Origin of the sequence: Pilosibacter rotomagensis, from assembly GCF_045062245.2 — a bacterium.
In the GTDB taxonomy this organism is placed as follows: domain Bacteria; phylum Bacillota; class Clostridia; order Lachnospirales; family Lachnospiraceae; genus Pilosibacter.
In genome coordinates this window covers 542,214-566,413 of sequence record NZ_CM170323.1, presented here as the reverse complement: position 1 = coordinate 566,413, position 24,200 = coordinate 542,214, and the positions used below count along the sequence as shown (strand labels likewise).

The 24,200-nt window shown below is 48.1% G+C and carries 20 protein-coding genes and 1 pseudogene; 2 read left to right on the top strand and 19 right to left on the bottom strand.

Annotated elements, in window-relative coordinates:
- Positions 1–101 precede the first annotated feature (101 nt).
- The 6 genes from ACI3EW_RS02485 to rfbA form a co-directional block, all read right to left on the bottom strand.
- Positions 102–1,346 carry a PspC-like choline-binding domain-containing protein gene (locus tag ACI3EW_RS02485; RefSeq protein WP_118530167.1) on the bottom strand — a complete coding sequence of 415 codons (1,245 nt, stop codon included), beginning with the start codon at positions 1,344–1,346 and terminating at the stop codon, positions 102–104.
- 337 nt (positions 1,347–1,683) lie between these two features.
- Complete coding sequence (gene leuA, locus ACI3EW_RS02480; RefSeq protein WP_015552509.1) at positions 1,684–3,357, bottom strand: 2-isopropylmalate synthase; 1,674 nt, start codon at positions 3,355–3,357, stop codon at positions 1,684–1,686.
- Positions 3,358–3,826: 469 nt separating this feature from the next.
- On the bottom strand, positions 3,827–5,185 hold the full coding sequence (gene glmM / locus ACI3EW_RS02475; RefSeq protein WP_118530169.1) for a phosphoglucosamine mutase: 1,359 nt from the start codon (positions 5,183–5,185) through the stop codon (positions 3,827–3,829).
- 271 nt (positions 5,186–5,456) lie between these two features.
- Entirely contained in the window at positions 5,457–6,305 is an 849-nt protein-coding gene (rfbD, locus tag ACI3EW_RS02470; protein WP_117483302.1) for a dTDP-4-dehydrorhamnose reductase, read from the bottom strand.
- A 73-nt stretch (positions 6,306–6,378) separates the two neighbouring features.
- Positions 6,379–7,416: a dTDP-glucose 4,6-dehydratase gene (rfbB, locus tag ACI3EW_RS02465; protein WP_117483303.1), complete on the bottom strand. Its 1,038-nt coding sequence runs from the start codon at positions 7,414–7,416 to the stop codon at positions 6,379–6,381.
- Positions 7,417–7,576: 160 nt separating this feature from the next.
- Positions 7,577–8,479: a glucose-1-phosphate thymidylyltransferase RfbA gene (gene rfbA / locus ACI3EW_RS02460; RefSeq protein WP_015552504.1), complete on the bottom strand. Its 903-nt coding sequence runs from the start codon at positions 8,477–8,479 to the stop codon at positions 7,577–7,579.
- Positions 8,480–8,990: 511 nt separating this feature from the next.
- Between rfbA and ACI3EW_RS02455 the strand changes: the two genes are divergently transcribed.
- Positions 8,991–10,328 carry an MATE family efflux transporter gene (locus ACI3EW_RS02455; RefSeq protein WP_405579178.1) on the top strand — a complete coding sequence of 446 codons (1,338 nt, stop codon included), beginning with the start codon at positions 8,991–8,993 and terminating at the stop codon, positions 10,326–10,328.
- Positions 10,329–10,407: 79 nt separating this feature from the next.
- Here ACI3EW_RS02455 and prfA read toward each other — a convergent pair whose 3' ends face one another.
- From prfA to ACI3EW_RS02390, 13 genes and pseudogenes are all read right to left on the bottom strand, one after another.
- Entirely contained in the window at positions 10,408–11,481 is a 1,074-nt protein-coding gene (gene prfA / locus ACI3EW_RS02450) for a peptide chain release factor 1 (RefSeq protein WP_118530173.1), read from the bottom strand.
- A 12-nt stretch (positions 11,482–11,493) separates the two neighbouring features.
- Positions 11,494–12,669: a N5-glutamine methyltransferase family protein gene (locus tag ACI3EW_RS02445; protein ID WP_405579174.1), complete on the bottom strand. Its 1,176-nt coding sequence runs from the start codon at positions 12,667–12,669 to the stop codon at positions 11,494–11,496.
- Entirely contained in the window at positions 12,666–13,667 is a 1,002-nt protein-coding gene (locus ACI3EW_RS02440) for a DUF1385 domain-containing protein (RefSeq protein WP_118530175.1), read from the bottom strand. Before ACI3EW_RS02440 ends, ACI3EW_RS02445 begins: the two co-directional genes overlap by 4 nt.
- 260 nt (positions 13,668–13,927) lie before the next feature.
- A complete protein-coding gene (gene rpmE, locus ACI3EW_RS02435) occupies positions 13,928–14,137 on the bottom strand; it encodes a 50S ribosomal protein L31 (RefSeq protein ID WP_015552500.1) in 210 nt (69 codons plus the stop codon).
- Between the two features lie 284 nt (positions 14,138–14,421).
- On the bottom strand, positions 14,422–14,934 hold the full coding sequence (locus ACI3EW_RS02430) for a hypothetical protein (protein ID WP_215702139.1): 513 nt from the start codon (positions 14,932–14,934) through the stop codon (positions 14,422–14,424).
- Positions 14,935–14,969: 35 nt separating this feature from the next.
- Entirely contained in the window at positions 14,970–16,085 is a 1,116-nt protein-coding gene (locus tag ACI3EW_RS02425; protein WP_405579169.1) for an ABC transporter substrate-binding protein, read from the bottom strand.
- A gap of 54 nt (positions 16,086–16,139) precedes the next feature.
- Entirely contained in the window at positions 16,140–17,087 is a 948-nt protein-coding gene (locus tag ACI3EW_RS02420) for an aldo/keto reductase (RefSeq protein ID WP_118600147.1), read from the bottom strand.
- Positions 17,084–17,908 carry an ABC transporter ATP-binding protein gene (locus ACI3EW_RS02415; RefSeq protein ID WP_215702141.1) on the bottom strand — a complete coding sequence of 275 codons (825 nt, stop codon included), beginning with the start codon at positions 17,906–17,908 and terminating at the stop codon, positions 17,084–17,086. Before ACI3EW_RS02415 ends, ACI3EW_RS02420 begins: the two co-directional genes overlap by 4 nt.
- Positions 17,905–18,930 (bottom strand): FecCD family ABC transporter permease, encoded by a 1,026-nt coding sequence (locus ACI3EW_RS02410; RefSeq protein ID WP_118600149.1) that lies wholly within the window; start codon positions 18,928–18,930, stop codon positions 17,905–17,907. Before ACI3EW_RS02410 ends, ACI3EW_RS02415 begins: the two co-directional genes overlap by 4 nt.
- Positions 18,931–19,147: 217 nt before the next feature.
- Positions 19,148–20,041, bottom strand: coding sequence for a LysR family transcriptional regulator (locus tag ACI3EW_RS02405; protein WP_405579163.1), 894 nt, complete (start codon positions 20,039–20,041; stop codon positions 19,148–19,150).
- 288 nt (positions 20,042–20,329) lie between these two features.
- Complete coding sequence (locus ACI3EW_RS02400; protein WP_215702143.1) at positions 20,330–20,761, bottom strand: C-GCAxxG-C-C family (seleno)protein; 432 nt, start codon at positions 20,759–20,761, stop codon at positions 20,330–20,332.
- Between the two features lie 48 nt (positions 20,762–20,809).
- Positions 20,810–21,133: pseudogene (tenpIN, locus tag ACI3EW_RS02395) on the bottom strand (type III toxin-antitoxin system TenpIN family toxin); the annotation flags it as partial.
- A 604-nt stretch (positions 21,134–21,737) separates the two neighbouring features.
- Positions 21,738–22,919 (bottom strand): acyltransferase family protein, encoded by a 1,182-nt coding sequence (locus ACI3EW_RS02390; RefSeq protein ID WP_215702144.1) that lies wholly within the window; start codon positions 22,917–22,919, stop codon positions 21,738–21,740.
- 308 nt (positions 22,920–23,227) lie between these two features.
- On the opposite strand from ACI3EW_RS02390, the gene ACI3EW_RS02385 reads away from it, so the two are divergent.
- On the top strand, positions 23,228–24,058 hold the full coding sequence (locus ACI3EW_RS02385) for a TMEM164 family acyltransferase (protein WP_483879997.1): 831 nt from the start codon (positions 23,228–23,230) through the stop codon (positions 24,056–24,058).
- Positions 24,059–24,200 lie beyond the last annotated feature (142 nt).

The following is a 24,200-nucleotide window of genomic DNA, read 5'->3' as shown; positions in this document are numbered from 1 at the left end:
CACAACAGCAAGAGACCCCGACAGCAAACTGCCGGGATCTCTCTTTATGGGGTTCTATGAAATTTTACATCATAAGCTCATTAAGCTTTTTGTATTCATTCCTACCAGGAAACTTCCACATGATATCCGCCGTTCTGATCCTTCGTGATCTTATATTTCACGCCATCCGCGTCTGTCACGGTTCCGCTGGTCTTTACCTTACCGGATTCGTTGACTACATATGTCTTTCCGTCAACGGTGACTTTCTCGTACTTCATTCCTTCTTCCGCACTCACAAGGCGTCCGTTCTCGTAGAGACTTCCGTCCTTCACACCCGTGAATCCGTCGCCTCTCTTTCCGATACTGCCTGAAGTCGTAAAGTAGAATACTTCGTTGTCATGGTTATCGTCATTGACCACGATCCGTCCGGTCTTCATCTTTCCGTCGCTGTCAAAGTAGAACTTTCTGCCATCACTCAACTCCACAAGACCTGTCTTCATGCGGCCCTTCTTATCGAAGCAGTAGGTCTCTCCCTTGATCTTCGCTATTCCGTATCCGCAGGCCTCCGTTGTTTTATAGGATGTGGAGTATGCGCGGCCATCTTTAAAGTAGTACCAGTTTTCCTCAGCGTCATCCGGGGATGCCATATATCTCCAGCCGTTCATCTGCTGTCCGCCGCTGCGGAAGTAGCGAAGGGCATTGACATCGCTGTTGGAGAGGTCGTCACGTCCTGTAGATGTGTAATCAGACTCATTTACCCAGCCAGTCAGCATTCTTCCGCTGTGGTCAAAGATATAGGTCTCACCGGAGATCTTCAGTTCACCATCATAGATCAGCTTTCCACTGGAATTAAAGTAGTACCAGTACTCACCCCAGTCATCCTCTCTGTCCGCCAGTTTTCTCCAGCCCGTCGTCATAGCTCCGGAATCTTCTAAATGATAGATCTTACCATCGATCTCCACCCAGCCGATATCCAAAACGGAGTCCGTAAAGTGGTACCACACGTCATTGATCTGTTTCCAGCCGTTTGTGTACGCCTTTCCGTTTGCTCCGAAATATCTCCATCCGCTTTCGTTCCAGCGGCTGTTGTTGATGTACTTCCATGTGTTTGTGATCATGACACCATTCTCATTTACATAATAGGTATCATCGATCAGGCTGTTTGTCTGCATCACTCCATTATAATCCATATAATACCATGCATCTTTGGAGCATACCCAGTCATTCCGAACGAGGCGTCCGTTGTTGTCATTGTAGTAATACCATTTTCCATTCTGCTGTGACCAGTCCGCAAAGGAAGTCGTCGCCATTCCTGCGGTTAAAATCATCGCTGCAACTGCTGCACCTGCAAAATATCTCTTCTTCATAGAAACCCTCCTCTTCTAAATATTTCCGTTTCCGGAATATACTTTTTCACTTTCCCACCGGTTTCCTTTTCATCGTTCCCACGGTGGCTATTTGTTTTCGATATCTCCGTTAGATATCTTTCGTTTTTTGTTTGTACTTGTATTATACAGAAAACTTCCTAAAAACTCTTCTCTTTTTCCTTACATTTCATTAAAAATATGACGCAAAAATGCGGCAAAAACAGGATTGCATTCCCATTTCTGCCGCATTTAAAATTTTCTTATGATTTGCCGCCGGACACTGCAGTTTCTCCCTATGTCTTACCGCAGCACTGAACGTATATCCGACATTTTTATTTTACTCTGCATCTCCAAACAGACGGTTAACTGCACTGAAGATACCTCTTAAGGATGCTCTCGTGATGTTGGAGCTGATGCCGACACCGTATGTCACCTTTCCGGTCTTCTGATCCATCAGGTGGATATAGGAAGCCGCCTGTGCCCCGGAACCGGATGTCAGCGCATGCTCGCTGTAATCGAGAACCTTGATCGAGATACCAAGCTCCTCCTCCAGTCCGCGTTTCACAGCATCGATCGGGCCGTTTCCGACACCTTCAAACTGTTTTGTCTCGCCGTGGTCAGAGTAGGTAACAACAGCAACGGTTGTGAACTGGTCTCCGGACTCGAAATCTGTGATCTTACACTTGCGGAAGTGGTACGGTTCCTTGCGGTCGAGATACTCGATGCGGAACTCTTCCATGATCTGATCCGGCGCAACCTCACCCTGCTTCTCTGCGATCTTCTGGATCACATCCGCGAACTCCTTGTGCATGCCGCGCGGAAGCTTGAATCCAAAGAAGCTGTCCATAACGAAAGCAACACCGCCCTTTCCGGACTGGCTGTTGATACGAACCACCGGCTCGTACTCTCTTCCGATATCGGACGGATCGATAGGCAGATACGGAACCTGCCAGATCTCGCTCTTTCTTTCCATAAGCGCATGCATTCCCTTGTTGATAGCATCCTGATGGGAACCGGAGAATGCAGTAAATACCAGCTTTCCAGCGTACGGATGACGCGGATCGATATGCATCTTTGTGCAGCGCTCGTATACTTCCGCGATCTTCTTGATATCGCCGATCTCAAGCTCCGGATCGATTCCCTGAGAGAACATATTGTAGGCGATGGTCAGGATATCCACGTTGCCGGTACGCTCACCGTTTCCGAACAGGGTTCCCTCAACGCGGTCAGCGCCTGCAAGCATTGCAAGTTCTGCCGCAGCAACGCCTGTTCCGCGGTCATTATGCGGATGAACACTTAAAACGATGCTCTCGCGGTTCTCCAGATGTTTGCTCATCCACTCGATCTGGTCCGCAAACACGTTCGGTGTCGTCATCTCGACAGTGGACGGAAGGTTGATGATCATCTTATTGTCCGGTGTCGGTCCCCATGCTCTCTGGACCGCGTTGCAGATATCAAGCGCATAGTCCATCTCTGTTCCGGTAAAGCTCTCCGGGGAATACTCCAAGATCACTTTTCCGTCATAATCTTTCATGTACTTCTTTACCATATCGACACCATCGATTGCGATCTGCTTGATCTCCTCACGGTCCATATGGAATACAACATCACGCTGTAAGGTGGATGTAGAGTTGTAAATATGCACAACTGCCTTCGGGATTCCCTGAATGGACTCGAAGGTTCTCTTTAACAGGTGATCACGGCACTGGGTCAGAACCTGAACCGTCACATCGTCCGGGATCAGCCTGCGTTCAACGAGCTGTCTTAAAAAGTCAAATTCGATCTGGGAAGCGGCCGGGAAACCGATCTCGATCTCCTTGAAGCCCATCTGCACCAGCATATTGAACATTTCGATCTTCTCTTCAACGACCATCGGCTCTACAAGTGCCTGATTGCCGTCGCGCAGATCCACGCTGCACCAGATCGGCGCTTTCTCGATCTCTTTATTCGGCCACTCCCGCTCCGGGTAATTCATGACCGGTACTCTCTGATATCTCTTATAATTCATCATAGTTTCTTTCCTCCGCTTTTCTGATAAAAGTCATTTTCATCCCTGCATTTCATGAATTTTTGTAATCATGCAGTCTTTCCAGGCACTGCAGTTTCCCTCCAGCTTCATAGTCGCAGGCCACGGAGTCGGTAAACCACGCTGTACTTCTCAATTATAAACAATGTTACGCTTTTAGGTCTAACCCCATTTTCATCAGTCCTTTTTTGTGAAATTCAATCGACGGACGCATTTTCGACCATCCATTTCCGTTTTTTCATTATATCACTGTAAAAAAGGAATCGCAAGAATCTATGCCATAACATTTAGATATAGGAGATATGCAAATATTGCTGTTCACGCCTTGCACAAACAGTAACTGATTTTGCCGATGCTTCGCATTCCGAATCGGCAAAATCCACTACCACCATATGTAAAATGAGGCAGCGAACTTCCTCACTGCCTCATCGTTCATCTTTTATATTTCAAGCAATCAGCTTTCTGACACATGCCCTTTTTTCTTCAGCACGTCGATCACCTGATCCACATATTTCTCACAGATCTCCGGTGTCTCCGCCTCGACCATCACGCGGATCAGCGGTTCAGTCCCGCTCTGGCGTAGAAGAAGTCTTCCGTCATTTCCGAGCGCTTCGTCAACGGCTTTTCCGGCTGCCTGTACATCCGGGTCGTTTAACGCCGCCGCTTTGTCTGCTACACGGACATTCTTTAAAAGCTGCGGAAGGATCGTAACCTCAGAAGCAAGCTTTCCAAGTGTCTCCTTCTTCTCCAGCATGACTTCCATGATCTTTAAGGAAGTTAAGATACCGTCACCGGTCGTCGCATACTTGCTGAAAATGATGTGTCCGGACTGCTCACCGCCGAGACAGTTTCCGGTCTTTGACATGTTCTCATACACATACTTGTCACCGACCGCTGTCTTCTCATAGCCGATACCCTCGCGGTCCAGCGCTTTGTAGAGACCGAGGTTTGACATGACCGTCGTGACAATCTTGTTGTTGCGTAAAAGTCCCTGTTCCTTCATGTACTTTCCACAGATGTAGAGGATCAAGTCGCCGTCCACGACATTTCCGTTCTCATCCACCGCCAGGCAGCGGTCTGCGTCACCATCGTATGCAAATCCGACATCCAGGCCTTTTTCCTTCACGAATTTCTGAAGATTTCCGATATGCGTGGATCCACAGTCGCGGTTGATGTTGAGGCCGTCCGGCTGGTCGTTGATCACATAAGTGTCTGCACCGAGAGCGTCAAATACGCTCTTCGCAACGGAGGAAGCGCTTCCGTTGGAGCAGTCGAGACCGACCTTTTTGCCCTTAAAAGATCTTGTCGCGATGGAAATCAGGTAGCCGATATAACGATTTCTTCCTGCCGCGAAATCCTGGGTTCTTCCGATATTTTCTCTCTTAGCGAGCGGAATTTCTTCCATCTCACCGTCTAAGTACTTCTCGATCTCCTCGATGACGCTCTCCTCGAGCTTTTCACCGTTTCCGTTCATGACCTTGATGCCATTGTCATAGTACGGGTTATGGCTGGCAGAGATCATGATCCCGCAGTCGAAATCTTCCGTGCGGATCACATGGGACACGCTCGGAGTTGTCGTCACATGTAAGAGATAAGTGTCCGCTCCGGACGCTGTGAGTCCCGCTGCCAGGGAATACTCAAACATATAGCTGGAACGTCTTGTATCTTTTCCGATCACGACTCTGCAGCGGTCTCCCTTTGCCTGTTTTCCGTAATACCATCCAAGAAATCTTCCGACTTTATATGCATGCTCCACGGTCAGATTTACGTTCGCCTCTCCGCGGAAGCCGTCGGTGCCAAAATATTTTCCCATTCCTCAATCCTCCATGACCCGCGAACCTTATAGAGAACCGGATATTGCCGTTGTCTGATATCCCGGTTCTCTATAAGGTCCGCAGTTTTCTATCTATATACAGATTATTCTACTGAGAGCAAAAAGTCTTTTGCTTTTCTGATGTTTTATTTCTCAGATAAGCAGGCTGCCGAAAATATATCATCGCCGGCAGCCATATGCCTTTTATAGGCAACAACCTGTTACAGTGCGTGGGCATGGAGTGCCGTGTACTGTAACAAAACGGCAGTTCCTACCAGGTAATTTCCTTCAGATATCTTGCAACGGCATCCTTCCACTCCGGAAGACGCTCAAAGCCGTTCTCTGTGAGTTTTTCCTTGCTCATACGGCTGTTCATCGGGCGTTTTGCCTTTGCAGCCGGGTACTCATCGGAGTGGACCGGTGTCACCTTGACATCCATTCCTGCTGCACGGAAGATCTCGCAGGCGAACTCATACCAGGAGCAGAGTCCTTCGTTTGTCGCATGGTATCTGCCGTATTTGTCCGTCTGGATCATATCCACGAGAAGTCTTGCGAGGTCGTAAGTGTAGGTCGGGGAACCGATCTGATCGTCAACGACCGAAGCAGCTCCGCGCTCTTTTCCGATCCGGAGCATGGTCTTAATGAAGTTCTTTCCGTTTACGCCGAATACCCAGGCGATACGGACGGTAAAGAATTTCTCTACCAGCTCCTCGACTGCAAGCTCTCCCTCATATTTGGACTGTCCATAGACATTCAGTGGATGTCTCTCGTCATCCGGCTCCCACGGGCGGGTTCCCTGTCCGTCGAATACATAGTCCGTGCTGATGTACATCATCTTGATGCCGAGTTTTTTGCAGACTTCCGCGATGTTTCTCGTTCCGCCTGCGTTGACTTTCATGCACACGTCCACATTGTCCTCAGCCGCATCGACAGCAGTGTAAGCTGCGCAGTGGATCACTGCATCGACATTGGCCTCCGTGATCACGCGGTCACATGCCTCTTTATCGGTGATATCCATCTCAGCGAGGTCCACTCCGATCGGAGTGATCCCGCGTTTTTCCATCTCGTTTACTACGTCATGACCAAGCTGGCCTTTTACGCCTGTCACTAAAACTCTCATATCTGTCTGTTCCTTTCGTAAAAAATCAGCCCTGCCCCAGAATCCTCGGTGCAGGGCTGATTTATGATCTTACTTACTTTAAATCTTTTCCAAGACGGTCGCCGTACATGTTGTCGAAGTAGTTGCTGTACTCTCCGCTTAAGATATGCTTCCACCAGTCCTCGTTGTCCAGATACCACTGGATCGTCTGCTGAATACCGGTATCAAAGTTGTATTTCGGCTTCCAGCCAAGCTCTGTCTCAAGCTTTGTCGGATCGATCGCATAACGTCTGTCATGACCCGGACGGTCTGTTACGAATTTAATGAGGCTCTCCGGCTTATTTAATGCCTTTAAGATCGTCTTAACGACCTCAAGGTTTGTTCTCTCATTGTGTCCGCCGACGTTGTATACTTCACCGACACGGCCCTTGTGGATGATCAGGTCGATCGCCTCGCAGTGGTCGGAAACGTGGAGCCAGTCACGGACATTCTCGCCTGTTCCGTATACCGGAAGTGCCTCATCAGCAAGAGCGCGGCTGATCATCAGCGGGATCAGTTTCTCCGGGAAGTGGTACGGACCATAGTTGTTGGAGCAGCGGGAGATCGTCACCGGAAGTCCGTAGGTTCTGTGGTAAGCGAGAACAAAGAGGTCTGCACTTGCCTTGGAGGAAGAATACGGGCTGGATGTGTGGAGCGGTGTCTCCTCTGTGAAGAAAAGATCCGGGCGGTCAAGCGGAAGGTCTCCGTAAACCTCATCGGTGGAAACCTGGTGGTAACGCTTGATTCCGTAGGTGCGGCATGCGTCAAGCAGCGTTGTAGTTCCCATAACATTTGTGCGGACAAAGCTCTCCGGATCTACAACGGAACGGTCAACATGGCTCTCCGCTGCGAAGTTTACAACGATATCCGGTTTTTCTTTTTCGAAGAGGTCGAATACGAATTTACGGTCTGCGATGTCGCCCTTTACGAACTTGTAGTTCGGCTTGTTCTCGACCGGCTTTAATGTCTCAAGATTTCCGGCGTATGTTAAGAGATCGAGGTTTACGATCTGGTACTCCGGGTATTTGTTTACCATATGGTGGATGAAGTTGCCGCCGATAAATCCGGCGCCGCCTGTTACGATGATTTTCATGTGTTTATTTCTCCTTCATGAACATGATCCTGACTGCAAAATTTTCATATAGAAATACACTCAGCTCATGTTCCATCCTTTCCTGTATCAGTTCAGAAGCTTTCACTCAAACGCTTTGTGTTTGGGCGTGAGTGCGCTGAAAGCCTGCTGTTTTTTCTCTTTACTTATCTGCGTGTCCCGGCAGTTTGTCGATATATTTTCCGTCGATGACATCCTTTAAGTACTGGCCGTACTGGTTCTTCTTATAAATCTCGTATGCGGCCATAACTTCTTCCTTGGAGATCCAGCCATTCGTGTAGGCGATCTCTTCCAGACACGCGATCTTTCTGTGCTGGTGGGTCTCGATGGTCTTGACGAAGTTTGTGGCCTCAACTAAGGACTCGTGGGTACCGGTATCCAGCCATGTGAAACCCTGACCTAAGAGTGTTACATCAAGCTCACCGTTCTCAAGATAGATCCGGTTCAGGTCTGTGATCTCAAGCTCGCCTCTTGCGGATGGTTTTAAGTTCTTTGCGTACTCCACAACGCGGTTGTCGTAGAAATAAAGACCGGTTACGCAGTAGTTGGACTTCGGCTTCTCCGGCTTCTCCTCGATAGAGATCGCCTTTCCTGTCTCGTCGAACTCAACGATACCGAAACGCTCCGGATCATCTACATAGTAGCCGAATACGGTTGCGCCTTTCTCCTTCTCTGCGGCTGCGCGGAGACGCTTCTTTAAGCCCTGTCCGTGGAAGATATTATCTCCTAAGATCATCGCAACAGAGTCACCATTGATGAATTTTTCACCGATGATAAACGCCTGGGCAAGTCCGTCCGGACTCGGCTGTACAGCGTAGGATAAGTTCACGCCGAACTGCTTTCCGTCACCTAACAGTGCCTCGAATCTCGGGGTATCGTCCGGTGTGGAGATGATGAGGATATCCCTGATTCCTGCGTTCATCAGCACGGATAACGGATAATAGATCATTGGTTTATCATAAATTGGTAAAAGCTGTTTGGAAGTTACCTTCGTGAGCGGATACAGTCTTGTGCCGCTTCCGCCGGCAAGTATGATTCCTTTCATATGCTCTCCTTTTCTCATCTGTTTTTGGGCACACTACGCCCTATACTAGGGACATTATAGCATAAGTGACTTATATTTTAAAGGGACTTCCTCTTATAAATCTCTTAAAAAACAGGAAGATTTTTGTTAGTTTTTACAAAATGATGTGCTTTGGAGCCCGCCGAGAGTCCTCCATGCTCCCGCTAACATATTGTCAGTCCGCCCTATGTCCACATTTTTCACCAGAAAACCGCCCACTTTTCCATGTTTTCGCTCTCCACCTTGTATTTTACACGCTGTACCCAAAATGCTGGACACTTTTCCTGATCATGCGATGTATTTTCTTCTTACATACATTGCTCCGTCTGCTGAACAGTCACAATATTTTCCCCATCTTCCGCTTAAAAATCAGAACTTTTCCTAATTGCATAACGTAAAAAAATATGTTAAAACGTGTATTATATTTTTTCTTTACATAGAAAGATCTCCATGTTCTGCAATTTCATTTATTTTCAGGAGGATGTATCTACATATGAATAACCGTCTTTTCAGCCGGAAAGACCTGGTGCGCCTGATCATCCCGCTGATCGTAGATCAGTTTCTTCAGGTTGCCGTGGGACTTTCCGACTCGATCATGGTGGCGCGTGTCGGGGAAGCTGCCGTCTCCGGAGTTTCCTTAGTCGACACGGTCATGCTGCTCATCATCAATATCTTCACGGCTCTCGCCACCGGCGGCGCCGTCATCGCCGGCCAGTATCTCGGCAGAAAAGATCCGAAAACCGGATGTGAGGCAACTGCCCAGCTCTTCAACTTTACGTTCCTGTTCTCGATCTTCATCATGATCCTTGGATACCTCGGGCAGAACGTGATCCTGTACCATGTCTTCGGAAAGATCGAACCGGAAGTCATGAAGGACAGCCGCACGTATCTTCTGATCGTTCTCGCCTCGATCCCGATGATCGCCATGTACAATGCCGGAGCCGCAATCTTCCGTGCAATGGGAAACTCCAACATCGCGATGAAGACTTCGCTTCTCATGAACTCTATCAACGTGTTCGGAAACGCGCTCCTGATCTTCGGATTTCACCGCGGCGTTGAGGGCGTTGCGATCCCGACGGTCGTATCCCGCGGCGTGGCGTGCGTAGTAATTCTTGTCCTGTTAAATAACCAGGAACATGCGCTCCACATCCTGCACCCGTATCCGTTTAAGATCAAATGGGATGTGCTGAAAAAAATCCTCTATATCGGGATCCCGAACGGTCTGGAAAACAGTATGTTCCAGCTCGGAAAGATCGCCGTGCTGAGTCTTGTCTCCGGTCTCGGAACTGCATCACTCGCGGCAAACGCAGTCAGCAACAATATCGCAAACTTCGCGATCCTGCCGGGAATGTCCTTCGGATTCGCACTCCTCACGGTCTGCGCCCAGTGCGTCGGCGCCGGCGATTTTGAGCAGGTGAAGTACTATACCAAACATATGATGCGCGTCGAGTATCTGTGCCTGATCGCGTCCAACCTGATCGTGATCCTTTCCCTGCCGTTCATCCTTTCGATCTACAACCTCTCCGATGAGGCTGCAATGTACACAAATGACATCATCCTGTACCATGCCGCCTGCGTTGTGACGATCTGGCCGCTGTCCTTCACACTTCCGAACACACTGCGCGCCGCGGCCGATGTGAAAGTGACCATGGTCCTCTCCATCATCTCCATGTGGGTGTTCCGGTTCGGTTTCAGCTATCTGCTGACTATGGAGTTTCATATGGGAATCTTCGGTGTCTGGGTTGCGATGACGATCGACTGGCTCGTGCGCGGGATCTTCTTTGTCTGCCGGTATAAGAGCGGGCGGTGGCAGAAAATCATTTTCTCGTAAAAAAATAACAAGTAAAAAGACCTTTCGAAACAGATATTTTTTATAAAATGATCTGCTCTCGAAAGGTCTTTTTTATCTCTTAGTTCTCGCTCATCTTCGCAAGCTTCGCCGCCTGGTCAGCCGCGATCAGGCTGTCAATCAGCTCCTGGAGATCGCCGTCCATGATTGCGTCGATCTTATAGAGTGTCAGCTTGATCCGGTGGTCGGTCACACGTCCCTGCGGGAAGTTGTAGGTACGGATCTTCTCGGAACGGTCGCCGGTACCGATCTGGCTGCGGCGCTCCTCCGCCTCCTCATTCTGGCGTCTCTCAAGCTCCATATCGTATAACTTGGAACGCAGTAAGCGGAATGCTTTCTCCTTGTTCTGCAGCTGGGACTTCTCCGTCTGGCTGTAGATCACGATTCCGGTCGGGATATGGGTCAGACGAACCGCAGAGTCTGTGGTGTTGACACACTGTCCGCCGTTACCGGACGCACGCATGACATCGATACGGATATCTTTGTCATCGATCACAACATCGAACTCCTCTGCCTCCGGCATGATTGCAACCGTCGCAGTGGACGTATGGATTCTTCCTCCGGACTCGGTCTCCGGGACACGCTGTACACGGTGAACACCGCTCTCGTATTTTAACTTGGAGTACGCGCCATGACCGGTGATCATGAACTCGACTTCCTTCATGCCGCCGATCCCGCTCTCGCTGACGTTGATCATCTCTGTCTTCCAGTGCTGGCTCTCCGCGTAATGCACATACATGCGGTATAACTCGGAAGCGAATAACGCTGCCTCGTCTCCGCCTGCACCGGCACGGATCTCAACAATAACGTTTTTCTCATCGTTCGGGTCCTTCGGGAGAAGCAGGATCTTTAACTCCTGTTCCAGCTCCTCGATCCTCTTCTTCGCGTCGGCAAGCTCTTCCTTCGCAAGTTCCTTCATCTCCTCGTCGCTCTCCTCGTCGAGAAGTGCCAGGCTGTCCTCGACATCCTGTTTCGCCTGCTTGTACTGCTTGTACGCATCAACGATCGGTGCCAGATCAGCCTGTTCTTTCATCAGCTTGCGGAATCTTCTCTGGTCCTCCGCCACCGACGGGTTGTTTAACTCCAGCATCAGTTCCTCATAATGCCGCAGCATATCATCCAAACGGTCAAACATTGATATACCTCCTCATACACCTGCAGCCTGCCAGGTCCCGCACACGACGCGGTCCTTTCCCGGCAGATCCTTGATCACTTTTGTATCCTGAAAACCATGGGCATCCAACAGTTCCTTCACTGCGGCTCCCTGGTCATATCCGATCTCAAAATATACATGTCCGCCCGGCGTCAGATGCTTTCCGCACTCTTCTGCCAGGATCCTGTAAAAATAAAGTCCGTCCGCGGTTCCGTCCAATGCGCCCCGCGGCTCATGGTCCCGCACTTCCGGTTCCAGCTCCTCGATCACAGCGCTGGGAATGTAGGGCGGGTTGGAGACGATCACATCGAACTTCTCCGACGGCTGGAATGCGCGGAACATGTCCGTACGGCGGAAATTTACTGTCTCCGAAGAGTTGCTTATATCTAATGCTCCAGATAACTTGGAATTTGCAAAATTATCATATTTATTTTGACTGTCTGATAAATTTTGCCAATTTTGTTCTGGAGTGTCAGCACAGTTTTTGACGCTGACCAGCTCAGTATCTCTGTCCATCCCTAAGATATCTTCCGCATTTTTCTTTGCGACCTTCAGCGCTTTCTCCGAAATATCCGCACCTTCCACATGCCGGTATCCACCGAGTTTTTTCAAGCTGATCGCAATGCACCCGGAGCCGGTACACATGTCAAGAATGGAACAATTCCTGTCTTTCTGCTCGTTCAATACAAGCTCCACCAGTGTCTCCGTATCCTGTCTCGGGATCAGCACATGCTCATTCACGAAAAATGAGAGTCCCATGAACTCCTGCTGTCCGATGATCTGCTGGAGCGGGATGTGGGATGCGCGCTTCTTTAACGCCGCGTCGTAGGCGTCCAGCTTCTGCTTCAGAGGATCCGGGTTCTCTTCTGAGCTATTTCCACATTTCACACGATCAGCACTATGTTCCGGCACACTTTTCCCCTGCGCTGCACGATCCGTGATCCGGTCTCTCGCACACATAAAGTACTGTGCCCTGGAGATCCCGAAGATCTGCTCAAACAGGTACCAGGAGTCGAGATCTGCCTCTGCGATCCCGGCGTCCTTTAAAACCTGTTTTCCGTAATTCAGGACATCAGCCCAGATTTTTAATGAATCTCGGGACGTCGCCAGGCTCTCGTTTTCTGCGGTCTGCCCACAGCTGTCCGCCATGTTTTTTATGTGCTCACTCATGCCGTGATCTCCTGCGCATTCTCTCCGCTCCGGCCTTCCTTTTCGAAGTATCCGTCCGGATACTGCTCCGGGAAATTCTCTTCCAGATATTTCTTCCAGTCAAACACTGCCTCCACCGCAGCGATCGCCACCTCGATCATCGAATCGTCCGGCTCCTTCGTCGTAAGTCCCTGCATCCACATGCCCGGGCGGCTGACGATGTCCATGATCTTCGAGTTGCTCGTTCCCGCAAGGCGGAGAACCTCATAGGAAACGCCTGCGATCACCGGGATCAGAACGATACGGCTGACGATGCGCAGCCAGATCGTGTCCACGCGAATCACCATGAAAAACAGGATACTGATCACCATGACGATCAGAAGGAAGCTCGTTCCGCAGCGCTTGTGCTCCTTGGAGCTCTTTCTGACGTTTTCCACGTTGAGCACGAGTCCATGCTCCAGACAGTTGATGCATTTATGTTCTGACCCGTGGTACATGAACGTCCGCTTGATGTCATTCATCCGGGAGATCACTTTGATATATGTGATAAAGATCCCGATCCGGATACAACCCTCAAGGATTGCCATCACAGTCTCAGAGTGGATAAATTTCCGGAAAATCCCCGCGATCAAAAGCGGAAGCACCATAAAGATCGCAATCGCCATCAGGACGGAGAATACCATCACCGCCGACATGACGATGTTGTCCACTTTTTCGCCAAATGTATCGATTAAAAATTTCTCGAACTTTCCCGGTTCCTCATCTTCCTCGTCGTCCTCAAAAAAGCTGGCCGACCAGGTCAGCGATCTCATTCCCAGGATCATGGAGTCCGCGAAATTAAAGATTCCTCTCACAAACGGCAGGGAGAAAAACTTTACTTTTTCAGTCATACTCACATAGGTATCTTTTTTTACGACGATCTCACCATCCGGCTTTCTGACAGCCGTGGCATAATTGTCCTTATTCTTCATCATGATACCTTCTAATACTGCCTGTCCCCCGATACCGGAATATTTCAAGATTTTACCTCCATATATGTCTCATAGTGTCATACCAGAATCGCTCCGCACTTCGTGCTCCCGCGATTCTCCACAAGCATTCACAATCCGCTCATTTTTCTTACGAAAAATGGCTGCTTGTTCATGTTTGTGCGGGAATCAAAGATAAAAAATCCCCTGCAAGCAAGCTTGCGTTGATTTTTTCTCCTTGATTCCCTGTATGACAAAAAAGGCTGAGTTTTCAGAGTTATCCAAAAGCTCAACCTTTCACTAATCAAACCTTATTTGTCTGTTTTCATACCATACTTACGGTTGAACATCTCGATACGTCCGCGAGCGGAAGCAGCCTTCTGCTGACCAGTATAGAATGAATGGCATTTGGAACAGATTTCTACGTGAATGTCTTTCTTGGTAGAACCAGTTACAAATTCATTACCGCAGTTGCAAACGACCTTGGCCTGATAGTAATTTGGGTGGATTCCCTGTTTCATGATTTTCACCTCTTTAAAATTTTTGGTACATGACTGACAGTCACGTTACGTTAATAAAAAATAATACAGCTTTACAGCCATATGTCCTGTTCCGCCAGAACAGCTTAATAATTATAGCATATACATACTGCTAATGCAAGTGGATTTTCCTTGATTTTTTGTGATTTTAGTGGATTATCCACAATTGTTCTCACGAGTCCTGCTTTTTCCCCATTATCTCCCCGTAAAACAGGTTAAGGCAGACCGCGGGCAGAGTTTTCCACCGGCAGCCAGCCTTTGCCTTCCTATAAAATCACTGCGTCATAAACCTCTTCCGGCTTTGCATCAAGAAGACGTTTTGCCATATCCCGCTTCATCTGTGCCAGGATCACCTCTTCTTCCTCGGTGCGGTTTGGTTTTCTTGCCATCTCAATAAAATCCTGACGTACAAAGCCCGGGCGAATGGTGACAACCACCGTCTTTCCTCTGTAGCTGAACCGGAAATAATATCTTCCATGGGGGCTTTCCAGAATGCCTGCTGCCTCCGGCAGATCTTTGTCCACATGGATCTGTCCGTCAGTAACGCAGCGGGTAACCATCTCGAAAGCATCCCGTCCTCCAGGACCCGGAAATGCGGTAACGAGCTCGATTTCCCTGCGCTCCAGAAGTTTTCCGTCATCAAGCAGCGGAAACGCTCTCTGCATGACCTGAAACGCGTGTGCTACACCGCCCGGATATCCTACTCCGTGATACTTTAACAGGTCCTCGAAGCTGAATTCAAGTTTCTGTCCCTTTTCAAGCACTGTAATCTTTTCCATTTTTATTTCTCCTTTTTCTTAAGATTCCTCATGTATTATTCCTGTCTGTTGTCCAGAATTTCAGAGACCTGTTCATCTGTCAACTCATACTGATAAACAAGCTCGAAGAATTCCTTCACTTCCTCTTTCATGTCCATATTAGCGAAAATATCCGGGTACTGGATCTTTGCAGCCCACTTGACCATGAGCGGTGTCTCCACACCTGCCGGATCCCAACGGTAAGCGCCGATCGGGATTTTATAGACCTGATGATTCTTCACTGCATTGATAACGGACCAGTCTCTTCCTTCCTGTTTATTCTCAAGAAGATCAGACGGCATCAGATCTGAATGGTTTCCAATATAGATAATATCCGGATTCCATAAAAGCATCTGCTCCATATCAACCTCTGCCATTTTTCCCGTCAGATCTTCCGCCGGATTTTTAGCTCCGCTCGGAATCATCCAGTGGTTATACTGTTTTACGGACACATTCATATCACTGTAAAGCTCAACGACTGTCGGTTTGTCCTCTTCTGACACATCGGCAAGGCATGAGGTGACCTCCTCGATTCCCTCGTCAATATACTGCACCAGCTGCTCTCCGCGCTCTTCTTTCTGGCAAACAGCTGCAATGATCTGAAGATTTTCTTTTACACTGTCCAGTTCCGCGCTTCGAAGTGCCACAACTTTAAGTCCCGCGTTTTCCATCTTCTCGATTTCCTTGTCTTTCGTTGAATAGATGAATACAACATCCGGGCGCAGTTTCAGGAGTTCCTCAACATTTACGGTGGAATCCTTTGTACACCAGTCTGTCTCTGCATTTTCCAGCTGCGGGTACATGTCCTTCAGCACGCTTTCATTGTACGCTGTGATGGAAGATGGGTTGCAGCCGACGATATTGTCCGTTGCGCCCTCGATCGCATAGTAGATGGACGGGAACGGCTTGCCGACTGTGGCAACACGCTCCGGAACCGCGTCAAATTCGATCTCCTTTCCGCGCACATCTGTGACTGTATAGCTTCCGCTCTCCGTCTCAGCTGCCGCTTCTGTCTGCGTCTCAGGAACTGTTGTCGCAGCCGCCTCCGTACTCTGGCTGGCATTGTTTCCGCTGCAGGCAGTCAGCACAAATGCAGCAGCTCCCGCTAAAACGAATCCCATCATTTTTCTCATGTCTTTATTCCTCCGTTAGTTTTCTAAATTTATAATGCTATATGAATACCTTATTTAAACACTTAAAGGATAAACCTCCATCAGATCTGCCGCCTCTTCCCGCAGGATATACGGTCTCTGGCGCAATCCTTTTCCAGTGTCGATCCGCTCTTTAAGAGAAGTACCTCTAATTCTCTCTTTCAGACATGTCTGCACTTTTTTCAGTTCCGCCTCACTGTAAGGCGCTTCTTCCAGAACAGATAATGCCTCATCGATCTGTTCCTTTGAATTAAAGGTTCCCAGAACGGAATGTACCCATGGGATCGACAGCACATAGCTGTAAGCCGCCTGCACGAGACTCTGATCTTCCCGGATCCGTATCGCGTCAAAAATATGGGAATATTTCAGAATATCTCCCGTTGCCAGCGGATTCATGGCTATGGTTCCCGCCCCGCTTTCCCATGTTGCTTTCAGTCCGTCCGCCCGGTACGCGCTGTTGACCACATTGAACCCCTGCACACTGTAGTCAAAGGGATACTCTTTTACGATCGGTTCGAGTTCCTGATTTTTCATATGCGCGGAGATCGCGATATGTTTTATCAGTCCCTCTTCTCTGGCCCTCTCCATCTCTTTGAGTGCTCCATATGCCTTCGCGCCGCTCCATTCTACGCCGCTTTTAACGCCCCAGAGGCAGGTAAACGCATCGATGCTGTCCACACCAAGCCGTTTCAGGGAATTTTCCAGATCCCGTCTAAATGTTTCATGATCTCCTGCATGTGTCTTTGACATGATGAAGAACGGGCGGCCTTCCTTTTTCATTTCTTTTACCGCCTCTCCCAGTATCAGTTCCGAATATCCTTCCCCGTAGGTGACGGATGTCTCAAAAAAATTGATTCCTTTTTTATAGGCATATAAGAAGTTTTGAACATGTTTGTCCATATCTGCCGGATCGTTCAGATGATGGGTCCCCATGGAAATTCTGGACACGGAAATTCCTGAACGTCCTAAAACTGTATACTTCATTTTTCTCTCCTCTCTTCCTCATCTTCCCGGTCATTGTCAGTGATCCGGTAAGGTGCGATCGTTCGGTAGGTTCTTCCTTCCGCTGAAAAATCCAGAATTCTGGCATGCGTCTGGAAAAATTCTTCCACATTGTTTTCGGTAATGATCTCCGCCGTGTCTCCAAACTTCTGCCGATAATTTTGTCCCAGCAGCAACGTCTTATCTGACAGCTGCAGCGCATGGGCCGGGAAATGTGTGTTGATGATGCAGGCCGTATTCTTTTCCTGATTGATATACGAGATCGCGTCCAAAACCCGCAGCTGGTTCTTCATGTCCAGATTTGACTCCGGCTCATCTAAGATCAGAAGTTTCGGTCCTGAGACCAATGCCCGCGCAAGCATTACCATCTGCAGCTCGCCGCCGGACAGTTCGTTGCAGTACCTCCCAGCAAGTTTTCCGACACCCAGTTCCTTTAGCATCTCATTAGCCCGGTCAAAATGATCTTTTTTCGGGGTATAGAAGAAACTGTTCTCTTTGTCGAGCCCCATGACGACCATTTCCAGAACTCCATAGGAGAATGCGCTCCGTTTTGCCTGCGGCACATAGCTGATCTGTTTCCAGAGTTCTTTATCGGAATATGCGTTTAAATTCTTCTCAAGGATCCGCGCCTCTCCCCTGTTCCATGGCAAAAAACCCATGATGCATTTTAGAAGAGTCGTTTTTCCCACACCGTTCGGACCTAAGATCGTCATGATCTTCTGCTTCTCCAGGCAGAATGAGACATTCCTCAAGATTTCCCTTTGTCCATAAGAAAAACTGCCATTGTTTACTTCCAGTATCATTCCCTGCCTCCTGACGTTTTTCTGAGGATCACGGCAAAAAATGGAGCGCCGACCATCGCTGTCAGAATGGATAGCGGAACCTCTCCCGCTGTTGCCGCCCTGGCTGCCGTATCGATCAACAGCAGGTAGATCGAACCCATAAGAGCACTTGCCGGAATCAGTGTCCGGTGGTCATTTCCGATCAGAAGTCGCGCAATATGGGGAATCACCAGCCCGATCCATCCGATAATGCCGCAGACGGACACGGTGACCGCAGTCATGATCGTCGCGATCAGGATCACGGCGAGACGAAGCTTTTTGACGTTGATTCCTAAAGATCTGGCTTCCTCCTGTTCCAGTGAAAGCAGGTTCATCTTCCAGCGAAGGATCATGGCCACTGCCAGACACGGAATCTCAATTGCTGCGCAGAGCAGGACATCCCTGTATGAGACATTTGCCAGACTTCCCATCAGCCACATGGTGATCGTCGGAAGCTTGTCCTCCGGATCCGCGATGTACTTGATAAAAGAAACTAGCGCATCAAACATGGACTTCACAATAACGCCCGATAGCACCAGCACGAACAGTTCGCTGCGCCTCTTGATGCGTGACAGGTTCAGAACGACCACCACTGCCAGAAGGCCGCAGCCGAGTGCGGTCACCTGTGTGGCAGCCATGCCGCACGATAACAGGATCGCCAATGCCGCGCCAAATCCAGCTCCCGAAGAAACTCCGAGAATATCCGGGCTTACGAGCGGATTTCCGAAAACGGCCTGATAAATCGCGCCGGAAACAGAAAGCCCGGCTCCCACCAGAATTCCCATAAGGATTCTCGGAAGACGGATACTCAGTATCACACTTGACTCGTATACATCCATTCCATCGGTCTTTCCGACGAACGATCTCCCTATAATTTCGAATGCCCGAAACGGACTGATCGGATAGCGTCCTACACAGATCAGTACCAGAAACAGGGCGATCAGAGCGATGATCATGATGAACATCGCCGGTCTTTTTTTATTTTCCAGAATTCCTCGATCCATTGTTGTCTCCTTACACATGGCTTATCTGTTAGTTGTGACTAATTAGATATGGCTAACTATACATCATTTTCTGAATTTTGTAAAATAAATTAAATTATTCATTTATAAATAAAAGCTATGATATATTAAAAATGAGCCTGGCACATTCTTCCGCCGAGCGCGGTCGCTTGCGACAATCTACATCTTTGCGCGAGTGCGCATCAAAAAAGACGGCCCGCTATCGGACCGCCCCGTAAAATTTCATGATTCCTTTTATAAACTGCTGCACTTCTTCCTGCTTCCAGCTATCTTTTGTCCAGGCAATGCAGATTGGAACAGACTTATCGCCTTCCAGCTGTTTTCCAACGATTCCATCATTCTGACAGATTGCCTCCGCCGGAAAGTACCCTGTCGCCATATTTGCGGCGATCATCTGAAGCGCCGTGCTCTGCTGATCGTATCTCCATAAGACCTGCGGCCCCTCCTCATAACCTGCCTGTAAGAACAGCTGCCGTAATGCCTCTGTCTTGTGATGATCGTGTTTTGTGGATACCATCTTTTCTTTCGCAATCATCGGTACTGTGATCCGCTCTTCGTGTGCCAGCGCATGGTTTTTCGAGACACAGTACAGCATTTCTGTAGTCTTAAGTTCCGCCCATTCCAAATCATTTTCCATTGGATCTCCACCGTGATTCAGGACCAGAACGGCATCCAGCTTCTTGTCCCGCAGTTTCTCGATCAGCTCTGATGTAGAATCCACGGTCACTTTTATCTCCACATTCTGATACTTTTCGGCCTCATTTGAAAAATACTCCATGTAGACGGCAGAACCCGCAGATTTTGTCAGTCCGATCCGCAGATTTCTCGTAAGTTTTACCATACTATGTACTTGGTCATCGAATTCCTTCGCGTGATCCAGCATCTGAGACGCATATTGGTAAAATCCTTCCCCCGCCTTCGTGAGTCGGATACTTTTTCCTTCCTTATCCACCAGGCGGACCGCATATTCCTTCTCCAGTTCACGGATCGCAGCCGTGACCGCGGGCTGCGTCACAAAAGATTTTTTCGCGGCCTGCGTAATGCTGTGGCATTCGCAGACCATGCAGTAGTATTTCAGTTGTTGTAATGTCATTTTTTCACCATGTATTGATCTATTAGGACTATAAATGTTTAAAATATATAAGTTAGTTCTTGCTAACCGTATATATTATACTACATGGTTTTTGATGTTGCAAGTCTCTGAACAATTCTCACAGTATATCAGTTCTATTCCGGTTACTGTACACGCCTTGCGCAAACAGTAACTGATTTTGCCGATGCTTCGCATTCCGAATCAGCAAAATCCACTACCACCACTGTATTGTACGGAATTTTCAGTTCAGAAAATTCCTACCCGTGTGCAGTAACCTATTCCGTCCGTTCACATTTCTTTAATTTTCCCAATCTTATTTTCTGCAATATACGTATTATAGAACTCTTCAAATACATCTGCTGCAAGACAGACGGTTTCCAGACAGCGCACATCGTCTTTCTTATAGATCTTTACCAGCTCTGAGCAGTCTGTGTTTCCAAGCTTCTTGCGGAATTCCTCTACAAGGTCCGCGCACGTATCCTTAAAACCATCGGTCGCATGGGCACGGGTATTTACCGTCAGCCGTCCCAGTGCTGCCATCGCACCGCATAATGCGCCGCAGGATGATCCGCATCCCATTCCGCCGCCAAACGCACTGACCAGCTTGAAATCGTCTTCCGTAAGACCGATCCCGTATTCCTCGTCAATACATCGTAAGATCGCCTCCGCACAATTATAATCCTGTTCCAGATAGTATTTTTTTACGTTATCTCTCAGCATATTCTCTTCCTCCGGTTCTTTTTTCTGACTGAGTCCCAATTCTCTCTTAAAGTACTTTAATGATGAAAAATGATATCGACGTTCAAATTCTCTTTCATGAAGCTTTTTTATTCCTTTTATATGTTCGACATAATCATCAACAAATTTTATCACAGAATCTACTATCTTTCCAATATTATATATAATTTCTTTGTATTCGTCCTGATCAACAACAACGATACCTTCATTTATAAATTCTTGATTGGTGACAATTACCAACTTTGTAAAATCCAGCCCTGAATGATGCTTTCCCGATCTTTCTGATGCCTGGAAATGATACGCATATTTATGACGTATTTCAGTCCGTAAACGGTACACATATAAAGTATCCATGTTGTTTAACAAGAAGCCATGAATATGGTCTATCCTCTTTGCTTAAAATTTCTTCATATATTTTAGGTGAATACCTCTGATAGAATTCTTTGCTTAATTTCTTTACTATAAATGAGCAAATACCGAAAAGTGCACAAAAATTATAACTTATTGTGCACGTAACATGGACATTGGTCCGCTTAGTATTCTTTATGTCTGCATGTGATAGACTTAATAGTGCAGTTTTTCAAATTTGCTCATTTATAGTTCTTTATATAAAATTTAGTTGATGTACTCATGGTAAGAATCCCCTAAGAAAAATAGACTGGTATAGAAAAGGGAGGATTTCTCCTCCCTCAAAGATTCTTCGCTCGGTCATTTTTTATTTTACCGACGAGTCAGAACCGTCACTCGTCTCATTGTTCGGTCACTTTTTATTTTACCGACGAGTCGGAACCGTCACTCGTCTCATCTGCGAAGGAAAGATTAACTCTTTCACTGATAGTATAATGGATTTCTTATCGAAATACTATTAGCATTTTTTACAAAAAAGAACACTTGAATTTTACATGCTGCTGTCCATGCGGTACGCCGACAGTAACGGATTTTCTGCATTTCTTATTCCCTATCCTTCCAACTTTCGCCCTCCCGACAGCACTCTCCACACTCCCGGCAGGAAGCGGACAAAGAATTTGGCGAGGATGTAAGAAACCATCACGGCGATCGCAGGAAGCAGGAAATAAACAATCAACGCGATTCCCGCAGCGGATACAGATCCGGCAAGCTGTCTTGCCGCAACAGCTATTCCTTTGTTTACGAATCGTACAACGATATAATGGATCGCATAAAGGAACATGCTTTGGCGCATCCATGGACGGATCTTCGGAAGACGCACTCCGCAGGCAAAGGCCCAGCACGTCATCGGCACAGCCATACGATAAAAGCAGGTCCAAAGGACGGCTGCTTCAGGTGCCATCGTCCTCCGGTAACAAAATACAGAGATCACGACTCCCGCCAGACCTTCTGCAAAACAGCGCCTTCTCACATAGTCCGGGATGACACTGGCTGTATTTCCATCTTTGTCCTCTGGAGCAGCTTTCTTTTCTTTCGTTCCATGATCTTCCTCCCACCCGGCTGCTTCTTCCTCCATACTTCTCTCCACCAGCCCGCGCCGATGGACTGCAAAGTATGCAGCAACCGAATAGTAAAGCAGGGCGTCCGTATTCGGATGGCGCATATCCAGATGGAGATGAACTGCAAATACAAGTCCCACGATCCAGAAAAGACCGATCGCCCGATTCTTAACAAGTGCGTAGATCAGCGGTGACACGATGATCAGGAAGATCAGCTGATAAAGATACCAGAAAATCGGCGCGTATGCATACTGTGAGACCGCCCGCCAGATCTCCTGCACGGAAAATGGAATGATGTCACGTCCGACCACGGATCGTATGGCGAGAAACCGGGATGCTGCCATATAGCCCAGATAGTAGATGATATTCCAGACTACATAAGGGATCAGGACGCTGAATACCCGGCTCTTCCATTTTCCGGTCAGCTTCTCCCAGGAAAAATTCCGGAAAAACAGGTAGGAGGACAGCAGGAAAAAGCCAGGAACGGCGATTTGTCCCAGTCCCACCGACACGAAATTTTCGATCCGGTCCGCAAGACTCCATATCCCATCCCGCGCCCCACCGGAAAACAGATCCACATTATAAGAGTGGACCCATATCACAAATATGCTGAATAGAAACATCAGCCATGATATCTGGTCATGAAATCGTTTTTCTCCACTTCCTGTCACCATACGCACTCCCCGCAGTTTTCTTTTATCTTATCATATAAAATATGACATTTCCAGACAGACTATCAAAGAATCCAAAATCAAGTTGAACGTCCGTGAGGTTTGACAGATCTCTCATTTCGCATTAATATTTGTGATGTCAGGGGCAAAAGGTCCGAAGCCCGACACAAGCCTGCTTGCAGGAGGATTTTAACCCTGATCCCCGCCCAAACATGTGCAAGCAGCCATTTTTCAAGCTTCAACACACCGTATCGGTGTGGGAAGTCTTAGTAAATAAATAGCGCACCTAACTCATCACTGAAGTAACGAGAATGCGGTGCGCGTTTTTCAAAACTATCCTTTTGAAAGAAGGTCCTTATATGTACATTTTTCTCCAGTCCATCCTGCGCATGACCGCATGGCCGATGACACCCCCGGTGCCTTATTCTGCCTTTCACATTCTGCTGACCGTCTTTGGGGCAGGATTTGCGGTCTTTTTTGCGCGGTTGTTCGGCAAAAAAATACGGTCCATGGCATCGCCTGAACCGTATTTCCGCCATATTTTCTTTTCCTGTGGAGTACTTCTCGCACTCATGGAACTCTATAAGCAGGCATTTTTATATGTCATCGAATTTCATGGGCATTTCGACTGGTGGTATTTTCCATTCCAGCTATGCAGCATTCCCATGTACATCTGTCTTGCTGCACCGCTCCTTCACTCCGAAAAAACACTTCGCCGCGCCGCTACCTTCCTTCAGGATTTCGGGCTGCTGGGTGGAATCATGGCTCTGGCTGTGCCGCCAGGACTCATGCATCCGTACTGGACGATGACGCTCCATGGCTTCCTGTGGCATTTTATTCTGCTCTTCCTTGGACTTTTATCCTGTATGTCAGGCATCGCCAGACATGAACGGCGGGATTATATGAATATTCTTCCGTTCTTTTTCCTATGCTGTGTAATCGCCTGCGTGATCAACATCGCCGTAGGTCCCACCGCTGACGCTGACATGTTCTACATATCCCCATTTCATCCGTCCTCGCAGCCGGTTTTCCACGAGATCGCGTGTACGGCTGGTATCTTCTGGGGAAATCTGCTGTATGTCGTATCCATGATTGCTGGTGGATTTCTAATGCACAAAATTTCATCGCGCTTTTATAACTAACACCCCCTCCTCTGGCTTAGGCTCTGATTTGTTAATCACATGCAGAACCTTCCACTGGCAGCGTCTACCTGATGCATGTCTGCGAAAATAAAAGACCGATATCTCATTCCATCATAATGGTTTGACATATCAGTCTTTTTGA

What these genes read in the sequence shown, in the direction of transcription:
- prfA (WP_118530173.1), bottom strand. Translation starts at nt 11,481, where the DNA reads ATGTTTGACCGTTTGGATGATATGCTGCGGCATTATGAGGAACTGATG.
- ACI3EW_RS02485 (WP_118530167.1), bottom strand. Translation starts at nt 1,346, where the DNA reads ATGAAGAAGAGATATTTTGCAGGTGCAGCAGTTGCAGCGATGATTTTA.
- glmM (WP_118530169.1), bottom strand. Translation starts at nt 5,185, where the DNA reads ATGGGAAAATATTTTGGCACCGACGGCTTCCGCGGAGAGGCGAACGTA.
- leuA (WP_015552509.1), bottom strand. Translation starts at nt 3,357, where the DNA reads ATGATGAATTATAAGAGATATCAGAGAGTACCGGTCATGAATTACCCG.
- rpmE (WP_015552500.1), bottom strand. Translation starts at nt 14,137, where the DNA reads ATGAAACAGGGAATCCACCCAAATTACTATCAGGCCAAGGTCGTTTGC.
- ACI3EW_RS02390 (WP_215702144.1), bottom strand. Translation starts at nt 22,919, where the DNA reads ATGGTGACAGGAAGTGGAGAAAAACGATTTCATGACCAGATATCATGG.
- ACI3EW_RS02425 (WP_405579169.1), bottom strand. Translation starts at nt 16,085, where the DNA reads ATGAGAAAAATGATGGGATTCGTTTTAGCGGGAGCTGCTGCATTTGTG.
- ACI3EW_RS02405 (WP_405579163.1), bottom strand. Translation starts at nt 20,041, where the DNA reads ATGACATTACAACAACTGAAATACTACTGCATGGTCTGCGAATGCCAC.
- ACI3EW_RS02400 (WP_215702143.1), bottom strand. Translation starts at nt 20,761, where the DNA reads ATGCTGAGAGATAACGTAAAAAAATACTATCTGGAACAGGATTATAAT.
- rfbB (WP_117483303.1), bottom strand. Translation starts at nt 7,416, where the DNA reads ATGAAAATCATCGTAACAGGCGGCGCCGGATTTATCGGCGGCAACTTC.
- rfbD (WP_117483302.1), bottom strand. Translation starts at nt 6,305, where the DNA reads ATGAGAGTTTTAGTGACAGGCGTAAAAGGCCAGCTTGGTCATGACGTA.
- ACI3EW_RS02430 (WP_215702139.1), bottom strand. Translation starts at nt 14,934, where the DNA reads ATGGAAAAGATTACAGTGCTTGAAAAGGGACAGAAACTTGAATTCAGC.
- ACI3EW_RS02420 (WP_118600147.1), bottom strand. Translation starts at nt 17,087, where the DNA reads ATGAAGTATACAGTTTTAGGACGTTCAGGAATTTCCGTGTCCAGAATT.
- ACI3EW_RS02410 (WP_118600149.1), bottom strand. Translation starts at nt 18,930, where the DNA reads ATGGATCGAGGAATTCTGGAAAATAAAAAAAGACCGGCGATGTTCATC.
- ACI3EW_RS02455 (WP_405579178.1), top strand. Translation starts at nt 8,991, where the DNA reads ATGAATAACCGTCTTTTCAGCCGGAAAGACCTGGTGCGCCTGATCATC.
- ACI3EW_RS02385 (WP_483879997.1), top strand. Translation starts at nt 23,228, where the DNA reads ATGCGGTGCGCGTTTTTCAAAACTATCCTTTTGAAAGAAGGTCCTTAT.
- ACI3EW_RS02415 (WP_215702141.1), bottom strand. Translation starts at nt 17,908, where the DNA reads ATGATACTGGAAGTAAACAATGGCAGTTTTTCTTATGGACAAAGGGAA.
- rfbA (WP_015552504.1), bottom strand. Translation starts at nt 8,479, where the DNA reads ATGAAAGGAATCATACTTGCCGGCGGAAGCGGCACAAGACTGTATCCG.
- ACI3EW_RS02445 (WP_405579174.1), bottom strand. Translation starts at nt 12,669, where the DNA reads ATGAGTGAGCACATAAAAAACATGGCGGACAGCTGTGGGCAGACCGCA.